The organism is Ostreiculturibacter nitratireducens, assembly GCF_032670585.1.
In the GTDB taxonomy this organism is placed as follows: domain Bacteria; phylum Pseudomonadota; class Alphaproteobacteria; order Rhodobacterales; family Rhodobacteraceae; genus Ostreiculturibacter; species Ostreiculturibacter nitratireducens.
Window position 1 is genome coordinate 214,044 of record NZ_JAVQHL010000003.1, and the last position, 23,600, is coordinate 237,643.

Consider the following 23,600-nt stretch of genomic DNA (forward strand, 5'->3'; position numbering starts at 1 on the left):
CGTCACTTCTTCCGCATCGCGTCGAGCAGCGCTGCGCCAAGTGCGCCCGTCTGGGACGCACTGCCGGGCTTGGCCGTGGCCGCGCCGCGCGCGGGGCCGGGCTTGCTGCTCCGGCCACCGGGACCCGGGGAGCGGGCGGCGCCGTCCTCTCGGGCCGAGGCGCCGCCATCCTTGCGCATCGAAAGGCCGATGCGCTTGCGTGCCACGTCCACCTCGGTCACGCGGACCCGAACGATGTCGCCCGCCTTCACCACCTCGTGCGGGTCCTTGACGAAGCGGTCGGCAAGCTGGCTGACATGGACGAGGCCGTCCTGGTGGACACCGATATCGACGAAGGCCCCGAAGGCGGCGACGTTTGTGACCGTGCCTTCCAGAACCATGCCCGGCTTCAGGTCCTTGATGTCCTCGACCCCCTCGGCGAAGGTCGCCGTCTTGAAGGTAGGGCGCGGGTCACGGCCCGGTTTCTCGAGTTCGGAGAGAATGTCGCGGACCGTCGGAAGGCCGAATGTCTCGTCCATGAAGTCCTCGGCCCTGAGGCCGCGCAGCATCTTCGTGTCACCCATCAGGCTGCGGATATCGCGGCCGCAGGCCTTCACGATCTTGCGGGCGACGCCGTAGGCCTCCGGGTGGACGGCGGAGGCGTCGAGCGGCTCCTCTCCGTCGCGGATGCGCAGGAAGCCCGCGCATTGTTCGAAGGCGCGGGGGCCGAGCCGGGACACCTCAAGGAGTTGCCTGCGCGAGCGGAAGGCGCCAGACGCATCGCGATGGGCCACGATGGCTTCGGCCAGCCCCGGCCCGAGGCCCGAGACATAGGCCAGAAGCGGCGCGGAGGCGGTGTTTAGGTCAACCCCGACGGCGTTCACCGCGTCCTCGACAACCGCGACCAGCGCACGGCCGAGGCGGTGCTGGTCCACGTCGTGCTGATACTGGCCGACGCCGATCGACTTGGGTTCGATCTTCACCAGTTCGGCAAGCGGGTCCTGCAGCCGCCGCGCGATCGAAACCGCGCCACGAAGCGAGACGTCGAGGTCCGGGAATTCGCGCGCGGCCAGTTCCGAGGCAGAATAGACGGAGGCCCCCGCCTCGGACACCACGACCTTGGTCGGCAGCTTGGCCTCTTTGGGCAGTAGCGCGAGCGTCTCGGCGACAAAGCGCTCGGTCTCGCGGCTCGCCGTGCCGTTGCCGATGGCGATCAGTTCCACGCCGTGCTGAACGATGAGCCGCAGGACGGCGGCCTGGGCGCCGCGCAGGTCATTCTTCGGCTGGAAGGGATAAAGCGTCTCGGTTGCGACGAGCCGCCCGGTCGCGTCCACGACGGCGGCCTTGACGCCTGTGCGGATCCCCGGATCGAGGCCGAGCGTCGGCCGCGGCCCGGCGGGCGCGGCAAGGAGCAGGTCCTTGAGATTCCGGGCGAACACGGCGATCGCCTCCTCATGCGCGCGGGCCCTGAGGTCGCCCAGAAGGTCGATCATCATCGTGGTGGCAAGCTTCACCCGCCAAGTCCAGCCAGCGACGTTGCGCAGCCAGCGGTCACCCGCACCTTCCCCCTGGATGCCAATGTGGCGTGCGACGATGCCGGTCGCGCGCGTGTCACCGGTTTCCGGATCGGGGGCGATGTCGATCGTCACGACGCCTTCCTTCGAAGCGCGCAGCACGGCGAGCGCACGGTGGGACGGGACCGTCGCCCAAGCCTCGCGGTGGTCGAAATAGTCCGAGAACTTCGCGCCTTTCTCCTCCTGCCCCGCAATGACCCGGGAGGTCAGGAACGCCTCTTTCTGCATGAACGCGCGGAGTTCACCGAGAAGCGTGGCGTTTTCCGCGAGCCGCTCGGCAAGGATGTCACGCGCACCCTCTAGGGCCTCCTTCACCGTCGGAACCGCCTCGGTGACATAGGCGGCGGCAAGCGCCTCCGGGTCGGCGGATCGGTCGGCGAGGATCGCTTCCAGAAGCGGCTCCAAACCGTTCTCGCGGGCGATCATCGCCTTGGTGCGGCGCTTGGGCTTGTAGGGCAGATAGATGTCCTCGAGCTCCGCCTTCGTTTCGGCCTTCGCGATAGCACGGGCGAGGTCGTCGCTCAGCTTGTCCTGCGAACGGATCGATTCCATGATCGCGACGCGGCGGTCCTCAAGTTCCCGCAGGTAGGTGAGCCGGTCGGAAAGCTTGCGCAACTGCGTGTCGTCCAACCCGCCCGTGACCTCCTTGCGGTAGCGCGCCACGAAGGGAACGGTCGCACCTTCGTCGAGAAGCGCGACGGCGGCCGTGACCTGCTGGGCGCGCGCCCCGATCTCTGCCGCGATGGTCTCTGCGATGCGGGCTGCGGTGTTCAAGGGGGCCTCCTGTCGTCTGCTCGGATGCCTCTCATAGCGGCGGCGGTCCACCTCGCCAAGGGACGACGGCAGGCACTCAGACCACAGGTCCAGTGCCTTCCGCATGAGGAGCATCCGAGACCTCTGCCAGACGCAACCTGAGGGAATTCCGGGCCGAATTCAGACCAAGTCATGACGACCGCGACACGGCGACAGCCACAGTCAAAGAGTGCACTCTTGTCTTCAGATTTTTCGTGGTGCCCGGGGGCAGTGCTGGTTTCCCAGTTGTGCTCCCGGGGGCGGAATCGAACCACCGACACGAGGATTTTCAATTGGGCTGTTGATCCGCGCGCGCTGTTTCAGGATCGCTCAACCTGTAACTTAGCCAATTGAAAACCTTGATCTTTGCGCGTGGCAGATCGTCTCGACCCGTCTCGCGACGGAGCATTCAAGCACGCTGCTCCTGCTACCCCAGCGATACCCACGAACTAGAAAATGTGCCTTGCCTGTTCACTCACGCATTGACCAGATCGGAAAGGTAGCCGTCCGTTCCAGAAAAGTAGCCGAACACGCCGTCCATCACATCCCGGAGACGCCTCAAGTCCATACGGTCGTTGGCGAGGGGAACCGGAATACCACGGTTGTCACGCGGATACCTGTAAGAAAAGGACTTGGGATCGACGTTCCCAAACTCGGCTATAACGCCGCCAACAATTTGATCCGCCTGATCCGGGTCATCAGTGCCGAAGCCGTCCAAGACCTTCAGAAACTCAGGCCATAGCTGCTCAAAATCGTGCGAATTCCAAATCTGCTCGACCCCGACGTGATGACCGTAGACGTTGATGATATACTTTAAATTCAACTCCAACGCATGGCGGTACAGAAAAACGATTGGATAGATCAGGAAATCTGCTTCGCGGAAATCTTCTATGGCTAGTTCCACAAGGGCGTCGGCGGATCGCCTGTAACCCTCCATCATGAGCACGAAACGTGAAAAGTCGTTCTCTGCTATGGCAGCGTGATGCTGACCGTCTTCGGGCAACTCGAAAGGGTCATCGCCAGGTTGCGGCCAGCGAAAGCCAGTGCCAACCAATTCTTCAAATGTCCGACGCTTCGCCAAGTGGCCGCTCCGATCTGACGATATCTGTTTCAAACCATCTAGGGTTGTCCCTGACGAGGAGCAAGCGCCCATCTTATCATGGGCTTATGAAACGAAAGCTCACCACCAAGTTCATCGAGGGCCAGCGGCCCAACCCGTCGAAACGTCTCGATTTTCGGGACGAGTTGATGCCGGGTCTGGTCCTACGCATTAGCACATCCGGCACAAAGACGTTCTGCTTGCACAAGCGCATCAACGGCAAGATGCGTCGCCTGACCATCGGGCGGTTCGGCGTCGTGTCGCTGGCCGAGGCTCGTGAACGGGTGAGGCAGGTGCTCTACGAAATCGAGACGGGCCGGTTCGAAGGTAGCACCGGCGTCGAGGTCGAGACCAAACCCACGCTTGGCGACGTGATCCCCGACTATATCGAGAAGCACGCCAAGGTTCACAACCGCGACTGGAAGCGCAAGGAAGCGCTCCTGGCCAAGTTCAAGACCCTGCACGGCAAACGGATCGACGAGATCAAGCGCGCCGATGTCGTGAAAGCCTGCGACGTGATCCACAAATCCGCGCCGGTCAGTGCGAACCGGGCGCTGGCCCACCTCAAGCACCTGATGGGCTGGTGCGTCGAGCGTGGCATGATCGATGCCTCCCCCATTGCCGGGATGAAACCGCTGTCCAAGGAACGGTCGCGTGAGCGCGTGCTGACCGACGATGAGCTGGGCGCGCTGTGGACGGCCTGTGATGCCGAAGGCTATCCTTTCGGGGATTGCATGAAGTTGTTGATCCTCAGCGGCCAGAGACGCGCCGAGGTCGCCGAGATGCGCTGGTCGGAACTCGACCTCGAAAAACGCCTGTGGACCCTGCCTTCACAGCGCGCCAAGAACGGCAGACAACACACGGTGCCGATCACTGACGCGATGATGGACGTGCTGCGCAGGGTGCCGAGGTTCCTCGGATCGGACTACGTGTTCACCACCACCGGCAAATCGCCCGTGTCGGGCTTCGGTCGCCTGAAAGACCGGCTCGACAAGGCGCTGCCCAATGGCACGGAGCCGTGGATCATCCACGACCTGCGCCGCACGATGTCCACCAACATGGCGATGCTGGGCGTCCCCCAGCCCGTGACCGAGGCGTTGCTGAACCACAAGACGGGTGTGGTCTCGGGCGTGGCGGCTATCTACAATGTCTATTCATACGCCGACGAGAAGCGCGAAGCCCTCGGCGCTTGGTCGCAACACGTGATGAAATTGGTCAGATCGAAGAATGACGCCACTGAAACGGAAATTGCGCAAGCGTCAGGTTGACCTCCTGCTTCTCAGCATCATCCGCGCCTACGACCATCCAAACGGTAAAAGCGAAGCAGATCGTTTAGCAATGGTTCGCGAAGCCTTTTTTGGCGAGAAACGTGGACGCGGGCGGACGGGTGCATTCGACGATCTGGCATTGTTCAAGCTATTCGACGAAGTGCGCAAGCGCGAACTTGATGGGCTGCGAAAGAGCATCGCGAAGAAAGACGTGAGACTGCAATCCCCCGAGTGGGAAGCCGAAATCGCACGCGACCCGATGAAAGTCCGTGAGGCTGCACGGCACTTCTCAGATATAGCTGGAACAAGCGAAAACGTCGAGCATGATACCGTCGAGCATCGGCTGCGCCGCAAAGCAAGGACACAATTGACCACAAAGGAAATGGCCGAGATCGAGTCTCTGTTCGATCCTGATGCGCCTCACACCAGAACGATCATGACGATCCTCGAATTGCTCGACGACCTCGGCGTTCAGTCTGAAACAATCTGGGACGAAAACCCCTGATTTGTGTCCCACGACTGCGCTCTGCGCCCCTGCTAATCTGCCATCACACGTGAACTAATGGGGCGCCCCTTCATCTAACCGATGGAGGACCATCATGAAAATCGACGACGGTCGCAAGACCTTGGCCACGCGCGCTGACCTCAAGCGCCTTGGCATCAACGTGAGTAATACAACCCTGCTGCGCTGGGAGGCCCGTGGGCGCTTTCCTCGGCGTATCAGGATGGCCGGGACCAGCGTTGCGTGGTTCCTGTCCGAGATCGAGGACTGGCTCGCTGACCGCGCCGCCGAGCGCGCCCGCACGCATTACGCAGACGCGGGGTAACCAGCCATGAGGATCATCAAGAAAAGGGGCTACTGCCCGAAATGCCTCGAAGAACTGGGCATGCTGAACAGCCCGGATCACCTGCGTGTGCTCGAAGCCCAAGGCAAATTTCCTCGCCGGGTCGCGCCTCTCATGTGGGACGCGGACGAGGTTGACGACTGGCTTGAGCAAGTCACCGGCATCCGCCCCCAAAGGCCGGTCTGCGACTGCTGACAACATCATCGGTGGGGCGACAAGCGCCCTGCCACCCCGACACATCGCAGCCCGAACCAACGCGCCATTTGCGCGACCCGTGCTGCTGCACCTGCTGAAAGGATACACCATGACAGCCGAAATCGATGATTTCTTGACGCCAACACTTTGGGAAGACGGATGGCCAGATCGCATGACCGTCAAAGATCAGGACGAGTTCCTTTTCGCAATCTGGGGACCACAGGTGGGGGACGGCGCGAAGACTTATGCCTCGCTGTGCTTCCGCAAGAAGGGTTCAACCAGAATGGTTCAGGAGTTTGTGCAGATTGACGACGACATGTGTGTGGTCGATCTATTGCGCCACTATAGTCGGCATGAATGGGATCAATACTTCGGCCCAAACACATACACGCGGAAAGATCGGAAAATCACCAGCGTTTCCCAAGAATGCTGGTTTGGCTGGTGCGACGTGGACAAGGCCGACCCGCTCGCCTTCAAGCCGAAGCCGTCAGTCGTCTGGGAGACGTCGCCGGGTCGAACGCAGGCTCTGTGGTTTTGGGATCGGCCGCATACGCCCAAGCTGGCGTCAGCCTATTCGAAGGCCCTGACCTATCGTCATGGCGGCGACAAGGGCGGCAGCGCGCCGAACAAGCTGCTTCGGTTGCCGGGGTCATTCAACCACAAGCCGGATTACGACAAGCCGTTCATTCCACTGTTGAAGTTCGACTCAAGCCCGATCAAGGCACGCCCCAAGCTGCTGACGGGTCAACATGGCGTCGGCGCGGCTGCACCCGAGGCACTGGACATGAACCCCCATGCGCATGACCGACTCGCCGTCCTGAGGAAATACCGATCCAAGCTGGACACCTCGACGCGCCACCTGATCCGGCACAACCGCGTCAAGGCACCGGATCGATCCAGCCGGATCTTCGCAATGGTCGCTGGCCTGCACGAGGCCGAGGCGTCGCTCGACGAGATCGCCAGCGTGATCTGGTCAAGCCCGTATTTCCGCGAAAAGCACGGCGACGACCAGAACGCGCTGGAAACCGAGGTATCGCGCATCATCGCGCGAGTGGGAGGGGCGCAATGACCTCCAAGAAGAAGGAACTGTTCGTTGATCTGAACACCATCGATCCGAAGGAGGTCGAGTGGCTCTGGGAGCCGTTCATCCCGTTCAGCATGATAACGATCATGGAGGGCGACCCCGGCGTGGGCAAATCGTTCCTCGCCATGCAGCTTGCCGCGCAGATCAGCATCGGTGGCGAACTGCCCGAAGGTCAGAAGCTGGACCGTGGCCGGGTGCTATACCTCAGCGCCGAGGATGACGCGGCCTACACGATCAGGCCGCGCATCGATGCGATGGGGGGCGATCCGTCGCGCATCCGCGTGCAGGGCGATTTCCTGTCGCTCGACGAGAAGGGGCTAAACGCCCTCATGCGCGAGGTGAGGCGGAAGCCCCCGGACCTGCTGATCCTCGACCCCCTGTTCGCCTACGTGCCGAGTGGGCAGGACATGTATAAGCCGAACGTGATCCGGCAGCTTCTGTCCTTCCTCAAGGATATCGCCGAAACCGGCGAGACGGCCGTGCTGATCATCCGGCACCTGACCAAGGCCAAGCACGACAAGGCCATCTATCGGGGTGGTGGGTCGATGGACGTGATCGGCGCGGCGCGGTCGGCGTTTCTGGTCTGCGAGCATCCGAACGACAGTTCGACCAAGCTGGTGGTTCACATCAAGCACAACATCGCGAAGCGCGGTCAAACCCAGAGCTACGAGATTTACGCCGATGACGGGGGCATGGCGACGTTGAACTGGCTGGGGCCGTCAGACATCACCATCGACGACCTGATTTCGTTCGAGGGTGGCAAGCCCCAGATGTCCGCGCTCGACGAGGCGATCCAGTTCCTGCGCGTGTTCCTCAAGAATGGGCCAGAGGCAACGACCAAGGTCGAGAAGGAGGCAGCCGCGCGCGACATTTCCGAGAAGACGCTGGAACGCGCCCGGCGATCCTTGGGCGTGGTGTCGAAGAAGAAGGGCAAAGGCTGGGTCTTGTCGCTGCCAGACGAAGAGTGACCACAGGTAGGATGTGAAGTGCGCCAAGAACGCCAACAGCGCCATCGTGTTTGTTGGCGCACTTCAACCCCTCAACATCGCCACGAACATGCATGACGGCCTTGGCGTTCTTGACGGTCTTGAAATCGGCTAGGGGCCGAAAATCTCGGCAGTATGCATGACCCCTTGTCTGCCCATAGGGTGCGCGCCGTTAAAAAAAACGCCTCCCCCCATCCCCCTTGTGGTCGCCCTGTGACAGCGCCGCGCGGAACGCCTCGGACCGACCCGTTGACTATCTATCAGTCTGTCGGATGCGAGCCGGACCCAAATTGCCGTGTGTTTTCATGCGGTCCGCATTCCCGCTGGGTTTCGACATCGCGCGCCGGGTTCCACTCGGGTGGCAAACTGCTCGGGCGGTCATTCTTGAACCCATCCCTTGCGGTGGTAGTGGCGCAGCACGATGGCGCGGTTGAACAGGGGGAAGCCGACCCACAGGCCGTTGGCCGTGATCAGTGACAGGATCGCCCACAGGAACATGCCCTTGAACAGGTAATAGATTGGCCCGAACAGCAGGCACCAGAGGCGGTGCCAGTTTCCCAGGATGGTTTTCGTCTGGCCGTTGAAGGCCCATGTCGCGCGTATCGTCATTGCCGATTTCCTCGCTGGCTGGTTTCGATGCCAGCGCAATAAGATCGGGGGCTATCGCCCGTCAGGGTAATTCCCGTGCCATCGAGGAAGACCACAGGGGAAGCCATGTCGGTCCAGATGCCGGGAGGATCGCCGTGAGTGCGGCGCACAGCGCGCCAGCCGGGTTCACGGAGGGATCACCATGCGCGAAGCACGCCCCGGCGTTCCTGGCTCAATACAACGCCGCCGCGCGCGCGTTTCGCTCTCGATGCTCGGGGTTAGGTGCAGGTCATTCCGAGTTGCACACCGGCAAGCCGCCATGCGCCTCGACATGCTCCCAGATCAGCCGTCGCTCGGCATAAGCGATGTAAGGATGCAGGATTTTCGGCTTGGGGTCGATGCCGTCAGGCAGGTGCACCGAAACGAACAGGCCAGTCATGTCACCATCGAACACGCCATGGAACGTGACGCCCCCGGCATGGCCTTTCTGCCCGGTGGTCGCTGACCTGTGGAACGTCCGTATCCTGTGCCGTATCCCCTTCGCACCCCATGTCCGACCGATGTAAACGGTGTTGCCCGGTTCGCTACGCGCGATCAGATACACGCCTGCACGGTCAGGCAGGCTTGCACGGTCGGTCCACGCGACGGGATGGGACAGCACCAGTTCCACCAAACCCCGATCTGCGAGCGCCCTCGCAATTGACTGGTGATCGGGGTGTTGGAAATCCGCTCTGACACGGACCCTGTGCCTTTAGCCGGGCGGCCTGTTGTATAACACAGGCACCCCGACCATAGGTCAAAGGTGTTCAGCCGGTTGCCCGGCCTAGTCAGAGAGGGGTTTCCACGCCCCAACACGGCTGCGTCTGCCGCGTCGAGATCAGTCATAGCAGCAGATCGAGAAAAGCTAAAGATGTTCTGGGGTTATCCCTGACACGCTGCCAGCCTTCGTCTTATCGATCTTCATCAGCAACTTAGGAGATCGACATGACCGATATCGTGACGCTCAAGGCCATCTGCGACGAACTCAAGATCGACCCGCGCGAGGCCCGCGAACGCCTGCGCGCCGCCGCCAGCGACGCCAAGGCGAACCCTGAACTAGCGAAGGCGAGGAAGCCGCGCACCCCGTGGCAGTGGGTGAAGGGGTCCGCAGCCGAGAAGGAGGCGAGGCGGACGCTGCAACCTAAACCGTAGACGCACACAAAAGCGAAGACGACCAGGATCAAGGCAGAGTGCGCGGCATCATCGATGCCGCGTTTTTGTTAGCCTCATCAAGCGTACTCCACAAAGAATCACCGTAATCTGCGCAACTCTTCCGAACAGTATCGCCCGAAAAAATCTCACCCAGAGGTTCTTTTCCGAGGCATCATGGGGCCAAGAGAGCCATTTTAGCAGACACATCTGGCGGTAAAACAGGCTGTCTTTGCTGGCATGAGGGCAACATTTTCAGCAACTTATCGATACTCTGGGCGAACAGGGGAGACCGCATCATAATCACAGTATTCGTAAAATACTGCGTCAGTCCTTGACCCATGAAGGTCGAGACAGTATCTACCAGATCAGCGACGTTGAGGAGCGCACTGTCATGACCGAGAAACACGACAAATTTCGGGAGCTCGCCGAGGGGCGTACCAACAAGGCCCTTGAGGCAATTGTCCGCATCGGTAAGCTATCCAATCGCCAGCTCTATGAGTGGGACGACGCCGAAATTCGCAAGATCGTAAAGGCGCTTCGGGACGCGGTGTCAGACGTGGAGAGCAGATTTGCTGCGCCGAAAGGGGCTAAAGAAAACAAATTCAAGCTGTAGTGGTGATGACATGATTGATCCCAAAGAACTCTGCCTCCAACTGATTTCCGCCGACAAGGAAGAGCAAGTGGTCGCCCTACTTGAGGAGGCGGGGTTCTGGGACAATCATGACTGTTGGCGCGACTTGGGCGACATGGAGAACAACTTCTCGACTGCTGGCGCTCAGCAGTCCGACCCCGTGGCCGCTTTGGTCGAAAAGCTTGTGAACGCCGCAGATGCTCGACTCATGAACGAGTGTTTGGTTGCAGGAATTGATCCGCAGGGCCCCGCCGCCCCACCCTCGGTGCGCTACGCAGTAGCGCAACTCATCCAGAAGTCGGCGCATCCTGAAAACGAGACGAATGGTCTGATCGAGAACATGACCAGGGAAGAAAGAACTACCCTGGCCAGGGGGATCACGCTCGCTGCAACTGGTCTCAAAGGCCGCCCCTCAATTACCATCGTCGATGAAGGTGAAGGACAGACACCAGAGCGAGTGCCACACACGTTCCTGTCACTCAATAAGTCAAACAAGCTACGGGTGCCATTCGTCCAGGGGCGCTTCAACATGGGTGGCACTGGTGCTTTGCGGTTCTGCGGAGACCGCCGAATGCAGCTCATCGTAACCCGCAGGAACCCCGCAATCGTCTCGGGAGATGAAAACGAGGCTGGTCTTTGGAGCTTCACTGTGGTTCGCCGGGAGACACCAACCACGGGCGAACGCAATAGCGTCTACCGCTACCTTGCCCCCATCAATGCAGACGCAGAGAGACACGGCGGGGTTCTTCGATTTGCGGCCGATACCCTTCAGGTGAAGCCAGACGGCAACAAAGCTTATGAAAAACCGCTGACATTCGGCTCGCTCGTCAAGCTCTACGAATACAAATTCTCTGGAACCTCCAATATTCTCATGAGCGATGGCCTCCTTCGCCAGGTAGATGTGCGCCTCCCGAGTCCGGCCTTGCCCATCATGTTTCATGAATGCAGAGACTACTCCGGCAATGAAGGTAGCTTCTCCAACCCTAGCACGGGGCTTTCGGTCCGCTTGTCTGACAACCGTGCGGGCAACCTTGCTGATGGGTTCCCGTATGACGAAAGCATGACGGTGGACGGGCAGGAGTTCACCATTCGATATTTCGGCTTCAAAGATGGTAAGGCCAAGACTTATCTCAACAAATCGGAAGGTGTCCTGTTTGTTGTGAACGGGCAGACGCAGGGCGTTCTTCATTCACGTTTCTTCACGCGCAAGGGCATCAACTTCAGCTATGTCTCTGACTCGCTGCTTGCGCGCGTAGATTGTTCGAAGATTGACCAGTGGGCTCATGAAGAACTCTTCATGAATACACGGGAGGCGCTGGCTGACTCCGAGTTTCGCCGAAAGGTCGAAGGCGCACTTCAAAAAAAGGTTGGCGAAAACGCGGCGTTGAAAGAGTTCAATCATCAGCGTCGTGCGGAAAAGATCAAGGAAAAGGTAAAGGATGACAAGACTCTTGAGGACGTGCTCAAGAGCGTCATGAAGAAGTCACCGACGCTGAGTGCTCTTTTTCTCACTGGTGACCGACTTACTGATCTGACTGCCACGGCTCCCTCTGGATCACAGCCGGAATTTGAAGGTGAAGAGTTCCCGACTTACTTCAGATTTCGGAAAATGAACTACGGGGAAGTGAAAAAGCGCAACTGTGAGGAGGGTCGCGAAGTTCGCCTTACCTTCGAAACCGATGCCGAGAACAATTACTTTGGGCGTGCCAAAGAAAAGGGCCGTTATGGTGTTCTGAAGGTTGATGAAAATGGCAATGAGACCGTCATCCCAAACCACTCAATGAGCTTGCATAACGGAACGGCAAGTCTAAAGCTCGAGCTACCTGATGCAAAGGCCGGAGATGTCGTCAACCTCAAGATCCTTGTTACCGACAACAGCAGACTGGAGCCGTTCACAAACTTTGCAGAGATCACCGTTGTCCCATTCGTTGATCGTGAAGGAAAGCAAGGAAAGCGACGCGATGCTCCTTCCAAGAAATCCGGCGACGACAGCCTCATCCCATCTGGTCTAACACTTCCTCATGTGCAGTGGGTTGAGCGCGACGAGTGGGACGCATATGGCTTCGACAAATTCTCTGCCTTGAAGGTCATCCAAGCAGAGGACGGAAGTGACCAGAAGCACAGGTCTTTCGACTTCTTCATCAACGCCGAGAATATATATTTTCAAAAGGAACTTGAACGCGCGAAAGGCACGGAAGATTTGCTTCGCGAGCAATTCAAAATCGGTATAGTCTTGGTGGGTCTTGCTCTTATCCATGAGGCGGGCAAGGATAAAGATGGTGAAGAAATCGCGGAACTAGTCGCCTATTCGACACGCGCCATGTCAATGATGCTGATCCCCATGATTAACTTCCTGGGCGACTTGGACCCCAGCGAACTGAACGCCGAGGTCGCAGCTTAACCCTTTCTGTGGAACAAGACCACTTCACGAGAACCCTCGCGTCGGGTTTGGCGTTCCGCGTGCCATTTTCGATTGGGCACATCGCGCCAAATCCTTTGTTCGTCACCGAAAGTTGGAACGATCTCTTTAAGGCCAGATTCTTCCATAACTTCAAGGTACTTCGGAAGCTGCCAATCCGGTTCGGAGAAAGCAACCATCTGGACCACAGTGGTGTCGGGACCTATTACTTTTGAAATGGATGAAAAGACGCCTTTCAAGTTCTCAAAGTATGTCTTGAGTTCTTTTTCGTGTCGATTGCCGAGCGTGTAGTAGCGCTCGCCATCCCCATCTAGTTTGTTTGCGATCCAATAAGGCGCTGCGGTCTCACGCCTTCCTCTCACTTGCCAGCGATGGTACAGCACGTGCACACCTGGGTAAGGGGGAGATGTCACTACAAGCCTTGGTGTTCCCATTCCTAGAACGTCGGAATTGGTGTGCAAATCGGCTGCATTACACTTCGCCAGGTTTGGGTGCTGAGCCAGAGACGAACTAGGAAGCTCCTCGCGAAGCGCCGACATGTCCAAGATCATTTCATGAAAATGAGACGAGATTTTCGAACGGACCTCGTCAATAGTCATTACGTTTCGGCGACCATCCAGAGAAAGCTGCATGGAACGCAGCACAACACATCTCATGAAGTCCGAAAGGTTTTCAGATTTCAATTGATCAATCTGTTCAAGTGCCACTTGGATCAAATTGCGATGGCGCCATGTTTCTTGTGATTCCAGATGACGAAAGTAGCCTTTCTCGCGCCAAGTCTCGTGCGCACCACTCGTCTTGGAAATCTTGAGTTGCTGCTCAAAAATCTCGAACCAAGAGCGCAAGAAGTCGAGTTCTTCTTCTGAAAGGATTGTAGTCTTTACTTTGGATACAAACAGAGCCAATTCGTTGATGTCTGTGCCGATACAACGACGACCTGCGCGTAGGGCTTCTACTGCTGTCGTTCCTCCACCAACGAACGGATCGAGGACAATATCTCCAGGCTCTGAAAACGCTTCGATCACCGCCCGAGCAAACTTGGGTGAGAACCTGGCTGGATACCGATAGAACTTGTGTGTAGCGCCGCTTACAGTGGATCTGTCCAATGCCGCCGTTACTACTGATGAGACTGCCTCTGCATGGAGATAGGTCACGTCCTGCCCCGCTATTTTTGCCGCGAGTATGTTTCAGAACGGCGTCAAGGTCAACGCAGCTACCATATCTTGCGGCGCTTTTTTCCTTCACGCAATATCTGTCCGGCACCAGGCAGACCTAGGGTCAACATCACGCATCTGAAAGCTCAGGTGATCGCAGCGTCACGAGGACCTGGGGCAAAACATGGTGATTTCGCTCGTTCGCTACCCACATGCTACCCAAAGAACAAAAGGCTTCGGCCGCTCATAGCGGCAAAGTAAAATTATCTTTTTAAGTCAATATTTTAAGTGGTGCCCGGGGGCGGAATCGAACCACCGACACGAGGATTTTCAATCCACTGCTCTACCCCTGAGCTACCCGGGCGCACCATGGCGGCGATGGGGTATCAGCGCCGCGCGTTTGGCCCGATCCGGATCGGCTGGGGTGCCGGGTGAATCGAGCCCGCACCGTATGAAATAGCCCCGGAGCGAAGTCAATAGCGCCCGAACGAGGTATTTGACAAACCTGTCTTCAGTGCGGGAGGGAAGTGTCCGGGCGCGGGCGTTCTTCTTCCGCGCTCTCGTCCTCGTCGCCCGGAATCACGTAGGCGCCGGTGAGCCAGCGGCCGAGATCGATGTCTGCGCAGCGCTTGGAGCAGAAGGGCCGGTACTTCGGGTCCGAGGGCTTCTTGCAGATCGGGCAGGTCACGGCGTCGTTCCTCTCAGCGCCTCAGCGAGCGGCATCCGGTCGCGTTTGCGCTGAAGTTCGAAGTTTCCGAGCGGCGTCCATCCGGCGAGGCTCGTCTCGGCTGATTCGCCCTTGAAGGCGGCGCGCAGCTGCTGTTCCAGCGTCGCGCGGTCGCGCTTCGGCATCGGCGCGAAATCGACCGTCACCATGCCGCCAAGCCCCCGGAGCCTGAGCTGACGCGGCAGGTCCCGCGCCGCGGCGATGTTCGCCTTGAGGCTCGCGGCGGGCGAGGTGTCCGCGCCCGTGTTCACATCGACGGCGACAAGCGCGCGCGTCGGCTCGATCGTCATGCGCCCACCGCCGGGCAGCTCCACTTCCGGCCGCAAGATCATCTCGACCATCTCGTCGAGCCCTGCGGCCTCGGCAACCCGCGGACCCTCTTCGACAGCGTCGGGCGCAGGGTCGGACCAGTCGCGCCAGGCGGTCTCGTGCGGGCCGGCCCCGTCGACCAGAAGCTCTGGCGCGCCCTTCACATCCTCGAGCACCTGTTCCGCGAGGTCGCGCATCGTGGCGATATCCTCGACGAGGTCGGCCTCGTCCACACCCTCCGCGGCCGAACGCAGGATCAGCCCGAGGTCCTCCGCCGCGCCATCCATCGCCCCCGCCGCAACGGCCTCGAGCCGCGCGCGTTCGTCGGCGTCCTTGATCCGGCGCGAGACGTTCGTTCCCGGCGCGCCCGGCGTGACAATCGCGAGGCGCGACTTGAAGAGAAGGCGTGTCGTAACCGGCGTCGCCTTGCCCGGTTCGGCGGCGCCAGAGACCTGCACCAGCACCGGCTGGCCCGGCGCAAGGCCCGAAGTTTCGCGCAGGAAGGCCTTGCCGCCCTCGGGAAGTTTCAGGAAGACCCCGCCCTGCCCCTTGACCTGGCGATCGACGACCGCGCGGTAGATGGCCCCCGGCGCTGGCGCGAAGTCTTCGGGGCCCGCGACCAGAAGATCCTCCAGCCGCCCGTCCACGATGAGCCCCGCCGCCTCGCGGCCCCGCACTTCGCCCAGAACGATCAACCGGCCCTTCATTGGTCATGCCCTCCGAAGACAGGATAGCCCGCAGCCTGCAACAAATTTGCCGCCTCGGCCACAGGCAGGCCCATGACGGCAGTGTAGGAACCCTGGATCCAAGGAATGAAGGCCCCGAAGACCCCCTGGATCCCGTAGCCCCCGGCCTTCCCCTCCCACTCGCCCGAGGCGAGATACGCGTTGATCTCCTCGTCCGAGAGGGGCTTCACCTTCACAACCGTCTCGACGACGCGTTCCCAAAGCCGTTCGCCGCGCCGCACGGCCACGGCCGTGATGACGCGGTGGCGACGGCCCGAGAGGCCGACAAGAAACTCCGCCGCTTCGCCTGAATTGGCGGGCTTCCCGAGGATCCGGCGGCCAAGCGCCACCGTGGTGTCGGCGCAAAGCACGATCTCCTCGGGCCCGGCGGGCACGGCGCGGGCCTTTTCGGCCGCCATCCGCGCGCAATAGGGCCGGGGAAGTTCGCCCTTCCTCGGGTCCTCGTCGATGTCGGGGGCGCGCACGTCGTCCGCGACGATCCCCAGCTGCGCCAGAAGCTCTCTCCTGCGCGGGCTGGCCGATCCGAGAACGAGGCGCGGTCGGTTACTTGAAACGGTAATTGATACGCCCCTTGGAGAGGTCATAGGGCGTCATCTCCACCTGCACCTTGTCGCCGGCAAGAACGCGGATGCGGTTCTTCCGCATCTTCCCTGCCATCGTTGCGATGATCTCATGGCCGTTTTCCAGCTCGACCCTGAACGTCGCATTCGGCAGGAGTTCCTTCACGACGCCCGGAAATTCGAGTCCTTCTTCCTTGGCCATGGTCGCTCCATTAGAGGTTACCCGCCAAAAGCGCGCGGGCGTGCCTTAAATGCGCCCGACGCGGTGCATTTTCAAGCGGTTTGTGGGGCTTCCGCCCTGCAAATGCTGACCGAAAGCCGGTCTTCCTGCTCCGCCCAGTGCCGGAAGTTGAGAACGCCGCCGTCGTCGCGCACTTCGCGCACCGCGTCGAGCGTCACCTCGGCATAGGTCCAGCCCGGAACGGCCATATCGCCCTCGGCGAGGATTCCCGTCGGCGGCCAGCCCCTGTCGGGCGGACCGTAGATCGCGGCGCGGCCGGTGTTCTCTTCCATCCCGGCGCACCAGTCGGCGACGCCGATCACCGGCGATTGCACGGCGGGGCACTGGTTCTCCAGCGCGCGCGCCATCGCCCCGACGCGGACTCGGGTGAAGCCAGCGAGGGTTTCGGTCGCCGAAGGAACCAGCAGGATCTCGCATCCCGCCTCGGCCAGCGCGCGGCCGAGAAGCGGGAACTCGCTGTCGTAGCAGATGAGAACGCCGACGCGGCCAAGCTCGGTTTCGAAGACCGTCAAGCCATTGCCCGGCACGACGTCCCAGTCCTCCCGCTCGAAGCGGGTCATGATCGCCTTGTCCTGATGCCCGATCAGGCCCGAGGGGCCGAAAAGACTCGCGCGGTTCACCGGCCGCTCGCCTGAGAAGACGGGTCCCGAGGCCGCCAGGATGTGCACCCCGTGCCGGGCGGCGAGCCTCGCGTGCAGGGCCTCCATCGCCGGGCGGTGCCGCGACACCTCGCGCAGCGCACCTTCCAGGTCGGCCGCGACGTTCGGTCCGCCGAGCGAGGAAAGCTCCATCGCCCCGTATTCGGGGAAGACGAGGATATCGGCCCCCGCCGCCGCGGCCTCGGCAACCCAGGCGGAGATCTTGGCCTCGTAGGCGGCCCAATCCTCGAACCAGTCGAGCGGATAGGCAGCGGCTGCAAGTTTGATCGGCATCATTCCCCTCCGGACCTGGCCGGCCTTCAAAGCTCTCGGATCCAGAACTGCAGAGGCTTCTTCGTTTCCGCGTCTTCGCCGACGTCCCGCCACGAATACTCCGCCACCACGCCGGTCAGCTTGCGGTATCCGCGCTTTTCCCAGAAGGCGTCGAGCGGACGGTATTCCTTCGGCCGCGCCGGGTGATCCGCAGGCCGGATCACCGAGCAGAAGGCCGAATGGCGGCGCCCGAGCGACCGCGCATGAGCCTCGCGCGCATCGAAGAAGGCATGGCCGAGGCCGCGCCCCCGATACTCCGGCAGGAGAACGGACTCCGCACAATAGAAGATCCCGTTGAGGTCGAGCCCCGTCGCCTCGAACGGGGCCGCGAATTCCTCGGCGTGTTCTTCCATTGGCGTGCCCGTCGCCGCGCCGACCAGCCGCGCGCCGTCGAAGGCGCCCACGACGATCGCCTGGGGCGAGTTGCGGTAGGTCTTCAGATAGCGCCGCTCGTAGTTCAGGTCGCCGTCATAAAGATAGGGCCAGTCCCGGAACACGGCGATCCGCAGGCGCGCGACGTCGTCGAGCGCCGCCTCCAGCGCTTCGCCGGTCAGAGGAAGGACCTCAAGGCTCATGCAGAGACCTGCCGGACCCAGTCCTTGAGGTTGTAGTAGGTCGTGACGCGCGAGATCTTCCCGTCCTTCAGGGTGAAGAACGATCCGGCCGGCAGGACGTATTTCTGGCCATTGGCCTCCGGCAGGCCGGAGTCCGTCTTGAGGTAGGTTCCGTTCACCACGAACTCCGCCGCACCGCGCGTGTTGTCCTCGCTGCCGAAGACCACGATGTCGGTCAGGAATTCCTTGTAGCAGTGGTTCATGTGGGCGCAGAACTCGGCGAAGGCGATCTTGCCGCGCCTGATGCCGCCCTCGTTCACGTGATGCTCCACATCCGTATCCAGAAGCGCCAGCATGCCGTCCACGTCGCCCGCGTTGAACGCCGTGAAATAGGCCGCGATCACATCCTTTGCCGTCATTCTTGTTCCTCTTCCTCTAATGGCGGACCGAACCGCTCGAACATCTTGTCGCGGATCTGGTCGCGCGTTTTCCTGTAAGCGGCCAATTTCGTATCGCGCCCGTCACCGATGCCTGTCGGATCGAGGATCGGCCAGTATTCCACTTCGAGGTGGAAGAACCGCGTGAGTTCCAGGGCGCGCCGCTGGCTTGCGGGCGAAAGCGCGATCACAAGATCGAAGGCCGACAGGTCGTCCCCCCATTCCTCCATCTCGTCGAAGCTGCGCGCCCGGTGGCGCGAAAGCTCCACGCCGATCTCCTGGCAGACGGCGACGGCGAATCCGTCGATCTCCAGATCGCTTTTCACCCCCACGGACTGGACGTAGCAATCCCGCCCGTACAACTTCTTCATTATCCCCTCGGCCATGGGCGAGCGGATCGCATTGTGGTCGCAGCAGAAGAGCACCGAGTGGGGGAGTTTGCCCAATCCTCAGCCCCCGAAATGCAGAACGCAGATGAGCGTGAAGAGGCGACGGGCCGTATCGATGTCGAGGTCCGCCTTGCCCTCCAGCCGTTCCTGAAGGACGCGGGCGCCCTCGTTGTGGATGCCCCGCCGCGCCATGTCGATCGCCTCGATCTGGCTCGGCGGCAGCCGCTTCACCGCGTCGAAGTAGCTTTCGCAGATCTGGAAATAATCTTTCACGACCTGCCGGAACGGCCCGAGCGACAGGTGGAACTCCGCCACCTTGTCGCCCGCCTCGGTCGTTGTGTCGAAGACGAGCCGCCCGTCGCGGATCGACAGCGCCAGGTTGAAGGGCCCGTCAGGCGCGGGACCCTCGCCGCGCGGAGGGATGGAGAAGGTGTTGTCCTCCAGAAGGTCGAAGATCGCGACCTTCCGTTCCTGCTCGATCTCGGGCGTCGGCGGCGGCAGGCCGCTGTCGTCGATCTCGATCTTCGATATCCGCGACATCACGCGCCTCCTTCGTTCAGCCGGTCGAGCCTCGCGCGGACCGACAGGCCATGCGCCTCGAGGCTCTCCGACTTCGCCAGCCGTTCCGCGGCCGGGCCAATCGCCCTGAGCGCCCCGGGCGTCATCTTCGCGATCGTCGTGCGCTTCACGAAATCGAGGACCGACAAACCCGAGGAAAACCGCGCCGACCGCGCCGTGGGCAGGACGTGGTTCGGCCCGCCGACGTAATCACCGATCGCCTCCGGCGTGAAGGCTCCAAGGAACATCGCGCCCGCGTGGCTGATCCTGGCGGCCAGCGCCTCGGGGTCGGCCACGCAGAGCTCCAGGTGCTCGGGTGCGATGCGGTCGGCCAGCTCCACCGCCTCGGCGAGGTCCCGCACGACGATCACCGCGCCATGCGCGCGCCAGCTTTCTCCGGCGATCTTGCGCCGTTCCAGCGTCTCGAGCCGCTTCTCGACCGCCGCCGCTACCGCCTGCCCGAAGGCCGCGTCGTCGGTGATCAGGATCGACTGCGCGCTCTCGTCATGTTCGGCCTGCGAAAGCAGGTCGAGCGCGATCCAGTCCGGATCGTTGTCCTTGTCCGCGATGACGAGGATCTCGGACGGCCCCGCGATCATGTCGATGCCGACCTTGCCGAAGACCCGCCGCTTCGCCGCAGCCACGTAGGCGTTCCCGGGGCCAGTGATCTTGTCCACCGCCGCTATCGTCTCGGTCCCGTAGGCCATCGCAGCGACCGCCTGCGCGCCGCCGATCCGGTAGACCGTCTCGACCCCCGCGATCCGCGCCGCCATAAGCACCAGCGGATTGGCCACGCCGCCCGGCGTCGGTGCGCAGATCACCAGCCGCCCGACGCCCGCGGCCTTTGCCGGGATCGCGTTCATCAGCACCGACGAGGGATAGGAGGCGAGCCCGCCGGGCACGTAGAGCCCCGCCGAGGCGACCGGCGTCCAGCGCCACCCGAGCGTCGCACCATCGGGATCGGTCCAGCGCGCGTCCTCCGGCATCTGGCGGATGTGATAGGCCCGGATCCGCTCCGCCGCGAGTTCGAGCGCGTCGCGTTCCTCTTCCGACACCTCGGCGCAGGCCGCGTCGATCTCCGCCTCGGTGAAGGCGAGCCGGTCGGGCGTCAGCTCCAGCCGGTCGAATTTCCGGGTCAGTTCGATCACCGCCGCATCGCCCCGTTCCCGCACGTCGGCAATGATCGCGGCGACGGCGGCATCCACGTCCGGCGCGTCCTCGCGTTTCTGCGCGAGAAGCGTGCGGAAGCCGGCCTCGAAGCCGGGCTCGGTGGTGGAAAGCGTGACGGGCATCGGCGGACTCCAGATTTCAGACCCCACTTAACCTCCCCGCAGCCACTCCTCAAGCGGCGCTGCGCTCAGGGCGGCCGCCTTTGCCTTGCCTTCGCCCCACCCCCGCGCCTATCTGTGACCGGAAGATAGAAAAGAGGTTCCCGATGCGCCGTCCGTTCGCCCGCCCCGTCTTCGATGCCGACATCTCTGCCGGGGGGCTCGGCCAGCTCCCGGACTGGGACCTGACGGACCTCTACGCGGCGCCGGACGCGCCGGAACTGAAGCGCGACATGGACTGGCTCGGCAAGGCCTGCGCCGACTTCGCCGCGACCTATCAAGGCAAGCTTGCGAGCCTCGACGCCGACGCCATGCTTGCCTGCATCCGCGCCTACGAGCGGATCGAGACGATTGCCGGGCGGATCATGTCCTACGCGGGGCTTCGCTATTACCAGAACACGGTCGACGCGGCGCGGGCGAAGTTCATGTCCGACTGCCAGGACAAGGTGACGGACTTCACGACGCCCCTCGTCTTCTTCAGCCTCGAATTCAACCGGATCGAGGACGACGCCTACGACGCGCTCTTTGGCGCGAACGCCGAGATCGGCCGCTACAAGCCAGTCTTCGACCGCATGCGCGCGCTGAAGCCGCACCAGCTTTCGGACGAACTGGAACGCTTCCTGCACGACCAGTCCACCGTCGGCGCCTCCGCCTGGAACAAGCTCTTCGACGAGACGATGGCGGCGCTGACCTTCACCGTCGCGGGCGAGGAGGAGCCCCTGAGCCTCGAGGCGACGCTCAACCTTCTCTCCGAACAGGAACGCCCGCGCCGCGAGGCCGCCGCGCGCGCACTCGCTCAGGTCTTCGGCGAGAACGTCAAGCTCTTCGCCCGCGTCCACAACACGCTGGCGAAGGAGAAGGAGATCGAGGACCGCTGGCGCAAGATGCCGACGCCGCAGCACGCCCGGCACCTGTCGAACCACGTCGAGCCGGAGGTGGTGGAGGCGCTGCGTGCGGCGGTCACTGCCGCCTATCCGCGCCTGTCGCACCGCTATTACCGGCTGAAGGCCAGGTGGATGGGCCTCGACAAGCTCCAGGTCTGGGACCGCAACGCGCCCCTGCCGATCGAGGTGAGCCGCGCCGTCAAGTGGGATGAGGCGCGCGAGACCGTCATGGGCGCCTATGCCGACTTCGCCCCCGAAATGGCGAAGCTCGCGGAGCCCTTCTTCGACAAGGGCTGGATCGACGCGGGCGTGAAGCCAGGCAAGGCGCCGGGCGCCTTCGCGCATCCGACCGTGACCGAGGTCCATCCCTACGTGATGCTCAACTACCTCGGCAAACCGCGCGATGTGATGACGCTCGCCCACGAACTCGGCCACGGCGTCCACCAGGTCCTCGCCGCGGGCCAGGGGGAGCTTCTGTCATCGACGCCGCTCACGCTCGCCGAAACCGCCTCCGTCTTCGGCGAGATGCTGACCTTCCGCCGCCTCCTCGCGAATGCCAAGGACGCGAAGGAGAAGAAGACACTCCTTGCCGGCAAGGTCGAGGATATGATCAACACTGTCGTCCGCCAGATCGCCTTCTACGACTTCGAGTGCAAGCTGCACGCCGCGCGCCGCGAGCAGGGGGAACTCACGCCCGACGACATCAACGCTCTCTGGATGAGCGTGCAGGGCGAAAGCCTCGGCGACGCCTTCGAATTCATGGAGGGGTATGAGACCTTCTGGTCCTACATCCCCCACTTCGTCCACTCGCCCTTCTACGTCTACGCCTACGCCTTCGGCGACGGCCTCGTGAACGCGCTTTACGCCGTCTACGAGGAAGGGCTGCCGGGCTTCGAGGACAAGTACTTCGAGATGCTGAAGGCAGGCGGATCGAAGCACCACAAGGAGCTTCTCGCACCCTTCGGCCTCGACGCGACCGACCCCAAGTTCTGGGACAAGGGCCTCGGCATGATCGCGGGCCTCATCGACGAGCTTGAGGCGATGGAAGACTAGGCGCCCGGAACAGTCCTCGTGGAGCCCCGTTGCCTCACGAGGACAACCCGAACCGCCCCGTGTCGAACCCGGTCGCAGATATCCGCGCCAGCACGTCGTCGATCAGCGTCCCGCTGCCCGAGCCGACGCAGTTCAGCCGGAAATACCAGTAGAGGTAGCGGGGGAAGTCCCATTCTCCCCGTTCCGCCGCCATGATCGCGGCATCCAAGTCCTCCGCCCGTTCCACCGTGATCGCCGCGTGGTGAAAGTCCGCCCGCCCGCACAGCACCACCGGCACCTCGTGGATCATGCTCTCGATCCCGACTGCCGAGTTGATCGTCACCGTCACCGCGGCGGAGGCGAGGATGTCGTGAATATTGGCCTCGGTCACGATCACGCGCCCGTCCCGCGCGGCGAGCGCGCCCAGCCAGTCCCGCGTCCCGGCGCTCGTGTCGCGCGGATGGATCTTCACCACGATCGGCCGGGAATCGTCCCGCGCCAGCAGCGCCTCCACCATAGTCGCCCGGTCGAGATGGCAGGTCTCTTCCACCTGCCGATGCGCCTCGCTCTGGAGGAAGACGGCGATACACCCCTCCGGGAAGGCCACACGCTCTTCCGGCTGCGGATAGCGCGAGGCGCGCTTCTGGACCTGCCTCCGCCGGAGCTTCTCCATGAACTCAGCCGCCGCTTCCGTGTCGATGGCCTGCGGATCAAACTCCTTCGCCTCGATGGAAGATCCCGCCCTGATGCCCCACGGATCGAGATGCCAGAACGGGTAGACATACGCGATGCCGGTGTTCAGCACCCGTGGGTGGCGCAGGTTGCCGTGATCCACGATGTGGAAGTCCTCGTCCGCCTCGACTTCTCCGGGCAGGGTCGCCCGGTCGTGGATCGCGAACTCGACGCGCGCGCCGCGCGCGATCAGCCCTTCGCGCAGCGAGCGGTAGAACTGCTTCAAGGGCTCCGCGCCCAGGATGACCGAGCCGGGCAGGTGGATGATGATACGCGCCTTCGCCATGCCCCTTCTTGCCGCCTCGCCCCGAACTCCGCAATGATCTG

General features: G+C 62.1%; 26 protein-coding genes and 1 tRNA gene. 10 read left to right on the top strand and 17 right to left on the bottom strand.

Features of this window, described 5'->3' with window-relative positions; translation table 11 throughout:
- Positions 1–2: 2 nt before the first annotated feature.
- Together ABCN56_RS15335 and ABCN56_RS15340 are read right to left on the bottom strand one after the other, a co-directional pair.
- A complete protein-coding gene (locus ABCN56_RS15335; protein ID WP_343081696.1) occupies positions 3–2,327 on the bottom strand; it encodes a Tex family protein in 2,325 nt (774 codons plus the stop codon).
- A gap of 493 nt (positions 2,328–2,820) precedes the next feature.
- Positions 2,821–3,426, bottom strand: a complete 606-nt coding sequence (locus tag ABCN56_RS15340; protein ID WP_343081697.1) for a hypothetical protein — start codon at positions 3,424–3,426, stop codon at positions 2,821–2,823.
- An 86-nt stretch (positions 3,427–3,512) separates the two neighbouring features.
- On the opposite strand from ABCN56_RS15340, the gene ABCN56_RS15345 reads away from it, so the two are divergent.
- The 6 genes from ABCN56_RS15345 (at position 3,513) to ABCN56_RS15370 (ending at position 7,804) form a co-directional block, all read left to right on the top strand.
- Positions 3,513–4,712: a tyrosine-type recombinase/integrase gene (locus ABCN56_RS15345; protein WP_343081698.1), complete on the top strand. Its 1,200-nt coding sequence runs from the start codon at positions 3,513–3,515 to the stop codon at positions 4,710–4,712.
- A complete protein-coding gene (locus tag ABCN56_RS15350) occupies positions 4,672–5,217 on the top strand; it encodes a hypothetical protein (RefSeq protein WP_343081699.1) in 546 nt (181 codons plus the stop codon). Before ABCN56_RS15345 ends, ABCN56_RS15350 begins: the two co-directional genes overlap by 41 nt.
- Before the next feature lie 94 nt (positions 5,218–5,311).
- On the top strand, positions 5,312–5,539 hold the full coding sequence (locus ABCN56_RS15355) for a helix-turn-helix transcriptional regulator (RefSeq protein WP_343081700.1): 228 nt from the start codon (positions 5,312–5,314) through the stop codon (positions 5,537–5,539).
- Between the two features lie 6 nt (positions 5,540–5,545).
- A complete protein-coding gene (locus tag ABCN56_RS15360) occupies positions 5,546–5,752 on the top strand; it encodes a transcriptional regulator (RefSeq protein ID WP_343081701.1) in 207 nt (68 codons plus the stop codon).
- 79 nt (positions 5,753–5,831) lie between these two features.
- Positions 5,832–6,821: a DNA-primase RepB domain-containing protein gene (locus tag ABCN56_RS15365; RefSeq protein WP_343081702.1), complete on the top strand. Its 990-nt coding sequence runs from the start codon at positions 5,832–5,834 to the stop codon at positions 6,819–6,821.
- Positions 6,818–7,804 (top strand): AAA family ATPase, encoded by a 987-nt coding sequence (locus ABCN56_RS15370; protein WP_343081703.1) that lies wholly within the window; start codon positions 6,818–6,820, stop codon positions 7,802–7,804. Before ABCN56_RS15365 ends, ABCN56_RS15370 begins: the two co-directional genes overlap by 4 nt.
- Positions 7,805–8,200: 396 nt before the next feature.
- Here ABCN56_RS15370 and ABCN56_RS15375 read toward each other — a convergent pair whose 3' ends face one another.
- Positions 8,201–8,431 carry a hypothetical protein gene (locus ABCN56_RS15375; RefSeq protein WP_343081704.1) on the bottom strand — a complete coding sequence of 77 codons (231 nt, stop codon included), beginning with the start codon at positions 8,429–8,431 and terminating at the stop codon, positions 8,201–8,203.
- 268 nt (positions 8,432–8,699) lie between these two features.
- The gene (locus ABCN56_RS15380) at positions 8,700–9,080 is read right to left on the bottom strand and encodes a GIY-YIG nuclease family protein (RefSeq protein WP_343081705.1); all 381 of its coding nucleotides are present in this window, start codon (positions 9,078–9,080) and stop codon (positions 8,700–8,702) included.
- A gap of 314 nt (positions 9,081–9,394) precedes the next feature.
- On the opposite strand from ABCN56_RS15380, the gene ABCN56_RS15385 reads away from it, so the two are divergent.
- From ABCN56_RS15385 to ABCN56_RS15395, 3 genes are all read left to right on the top strand, one after another.
- Positions 9,395–9,601, top strand: a complete 207-nt coding sequence (locus ABCN56_RS15385) for a hypothetical protein (RefSeq protein WP_343081706.1) — start codon at positions 9,395–9,397, stop codon at positions 9,599–9,601.
- A gap of 391 nt (positions 9,602–9,992) precedes the next feature.
- Positions 9,993–10,214, top strand: coding sequence for a hypothetical protein (locus ABCN56_RS15390; RefSeq protein WP_343081707.1), 222 nt, complete (start codon positions 9,993–9,995; stop codon positions 10,212–10,214).
- Positions 10,215–10,224: 10 nt separating this feature from the next.
- On the top strand, positions 10,225–12,633 hold the full coding sequence (locus ABCN56_RS15395; protein ID WP_343081708.1) for a hypothetical protein: 2,409 nt from the start codon (positions 10,225–10,227) through the stop codon (positions 12,631–12,633).
- Here the strand turns inward: ABCN56_RS15395 and ABCN56_RS15400 are convergent.
- From ABCN56_RS15400 to hisD, 12 genes are all read right to left on the bottom strand, one after another.
- Positions 12,630–13,805 (bottom strand): TRM11 family SAM-dependent methyltransferase, encoded by a 1,176-nt coding sequence (locus ABCN56_RS15400; protein ID WP_343081709.1) that lies wholly within the window; start codon positions 13,803–13,805, stop codon positions 12,630–12,632. The two genes, ABCN56_RS15395 and ABCN56_RS15400, sit on opposite strands and share 4 nt — an antisense overlap.
- A 289-nt stretch (positions 13,806–14,094) precedes the next feature.
- Positions 14,095–14,169: transfer RNA gene (locus ABCN56_RS15405), tRNA-Phe, on the bottom strand.
- Positions 14,170–14,316: 147 nt separating this feature from the next.
- Positions 14,317–14,493 carry a DNA gyrase inhibitor YacG gene (locus tag ABCN56_RS15410; protein ID WP_343081710.1) on the bottom strand — a complete coding sequence of 59 codons (177 nt, stop codon included), beginning with the start codon at positions 14,491–14,493 and terminating at the stop codon, positions 14,317–14,319.
- A complete protein-coding gene (locus tag ABCN56_RS15415; RefSeq protein WP_343081711.1) occupies positions 14,490–15,548 on the bottom strand; it encodes a ribonuclease E/G in 1,059 nt (352 codons plus the stop codon). The genes ABCN56_RS15410 and ABCN56_RS15415 overlap by 4 nt, the downstream gene beginning before the upstream one ends.
- Positions 15,545–16,171 (bottom strand): Maf family protein, encoded by a 627-nt coding sequence (locus tag ABCN56_RS15420; RefSeq protein ID WP_343081712.1) that lies wholly within the window; start codon positions 16,169–16,171, stop codon positions 15,545–15,547. Before ABCN56_RS15420 ends, ABCN56_RS15415 begins: the two co-directional genes overlap by 4 nt.
- Complete coding sequence (gene infA, locus ABCN56_RS15425) at positions 16,131–16,349, bottom strand: translation initiation factor IF-1 (protein ID WP_343081713.1); 219 nt, start codon at positions 16,347–16,349, stop codon at positions 16,131–16,133. Before infA ends, ABCN56_RS15420 begins: the two co-directional genes overlap by 41 nt.
- 71 nt (positions 16,350–16,420) lie before the next feature.
- Positions 16,421–17,314: a carbon-nitrogen hydrolase family protein gene (locus tag ABCN56_RS15430; protein WP_343081971.1), complete on the bottom strand. Its 894-nt coding sequence runs from the start codon at positions 17,312–17,314 to the stop codon at positions 16,421–16,423.
- 32 nt (positions 17,315–17,346) lie between these two features.
- Positions 17,347–17,934, bottom strand: a complete 588-nt coding sequence (locus ABCN56_RS15435; protein WP_343081714.1) for a GNAT family N-acetyltransferase — start codon at positions 17,932–17,934, stop codon at positions 17,347–17,349.
- A complete protein-coding gene (locus ABCN56_RS15440) occupies positions 17,931–18,332 on the bottom strand; it encodes a ketosteroid isomerase-related protein (protein WP_343081715.1) in 402 nt (133 codons plus the stop codon). The genes ABCN56_RS15435 and ABCN56_RS15440 overlap by 4 nt, the downstream gene beginning before the upstream one ends.
- A complete protein-coding gene (locus ABCN56_RS15445; protein WP_343081972.1) occupies positions 18,329–18,736 on the bottom strand; it encodes an arsenate-mycothiol transferase ArsC in 408 nt (135 codons plus the stop codon). The genes ABCN56_RS15440 and ABCN56_RS15445 overlap by 4 nt, the downstream gene beginning before the upstream one ends.
- A gap of 63 nt (positions 18,737–18,799) precedes the next feature.
- Complete coding sequence (locus tag ABCN56_RS15450) at positions 18,800–19,279, bottom strand: UPF0262 family protein (RefSeq protein ID WP_343081716.1); 480 nt, start codon at positions 19,277–19,279, stop codon at positions 18,800–18,802.
- Positions 19,279–20,589: a histidinol dehydrogenase gene (gene hisD / locus ABCN56_RS15455; protein ID WP_343081717.1), complete on the bottom strand. Its 1,311-nt coding sequence runs from the start codon at positions 20,587–20,589 to the stop codon at positions 19,279–19,281. The genes ABCN56_RS15450 and hisD overlap by 1 nt, the downstream gene beginning before the upstream one ends.
- A gap of 143 nt (positions 20,590–20,732) precedes the next feature.
- Here hisD and ABCN56_RS15460 point away from each other — a divergent pair, with 143 nt between their 5' ends.
- Entirely contained in the window at positions 20,733–22,562 is a 1,830-nt protein-coding gene (locus tag ABCN56_RS15460) for a M3 family oligoendopeptidase (RefSeq protein WP_343081718.1), read from the top strand.
- 34 nt (positions 22,563–22,596) lie between these two features.
- Here the strand turns inward: ABCN56_RS15460 and ABCN56_RS15465 are convergent, their stop codons facing one another.
- Positions 22,597–23,559, bottom strand: a complete 963-nt coding sequence (locus tag ABCN56_RS15465; RefSeq protein ID WP_343081719.1) for a capsular polysaccharide export protein, LipB/KpsS family — start codon at positions 23,557–23,559, stop codon at positions 22,597–22,599.
- Between the last annotated feature and the right edge of the window lie 41 nt (positions 23,560–23,600).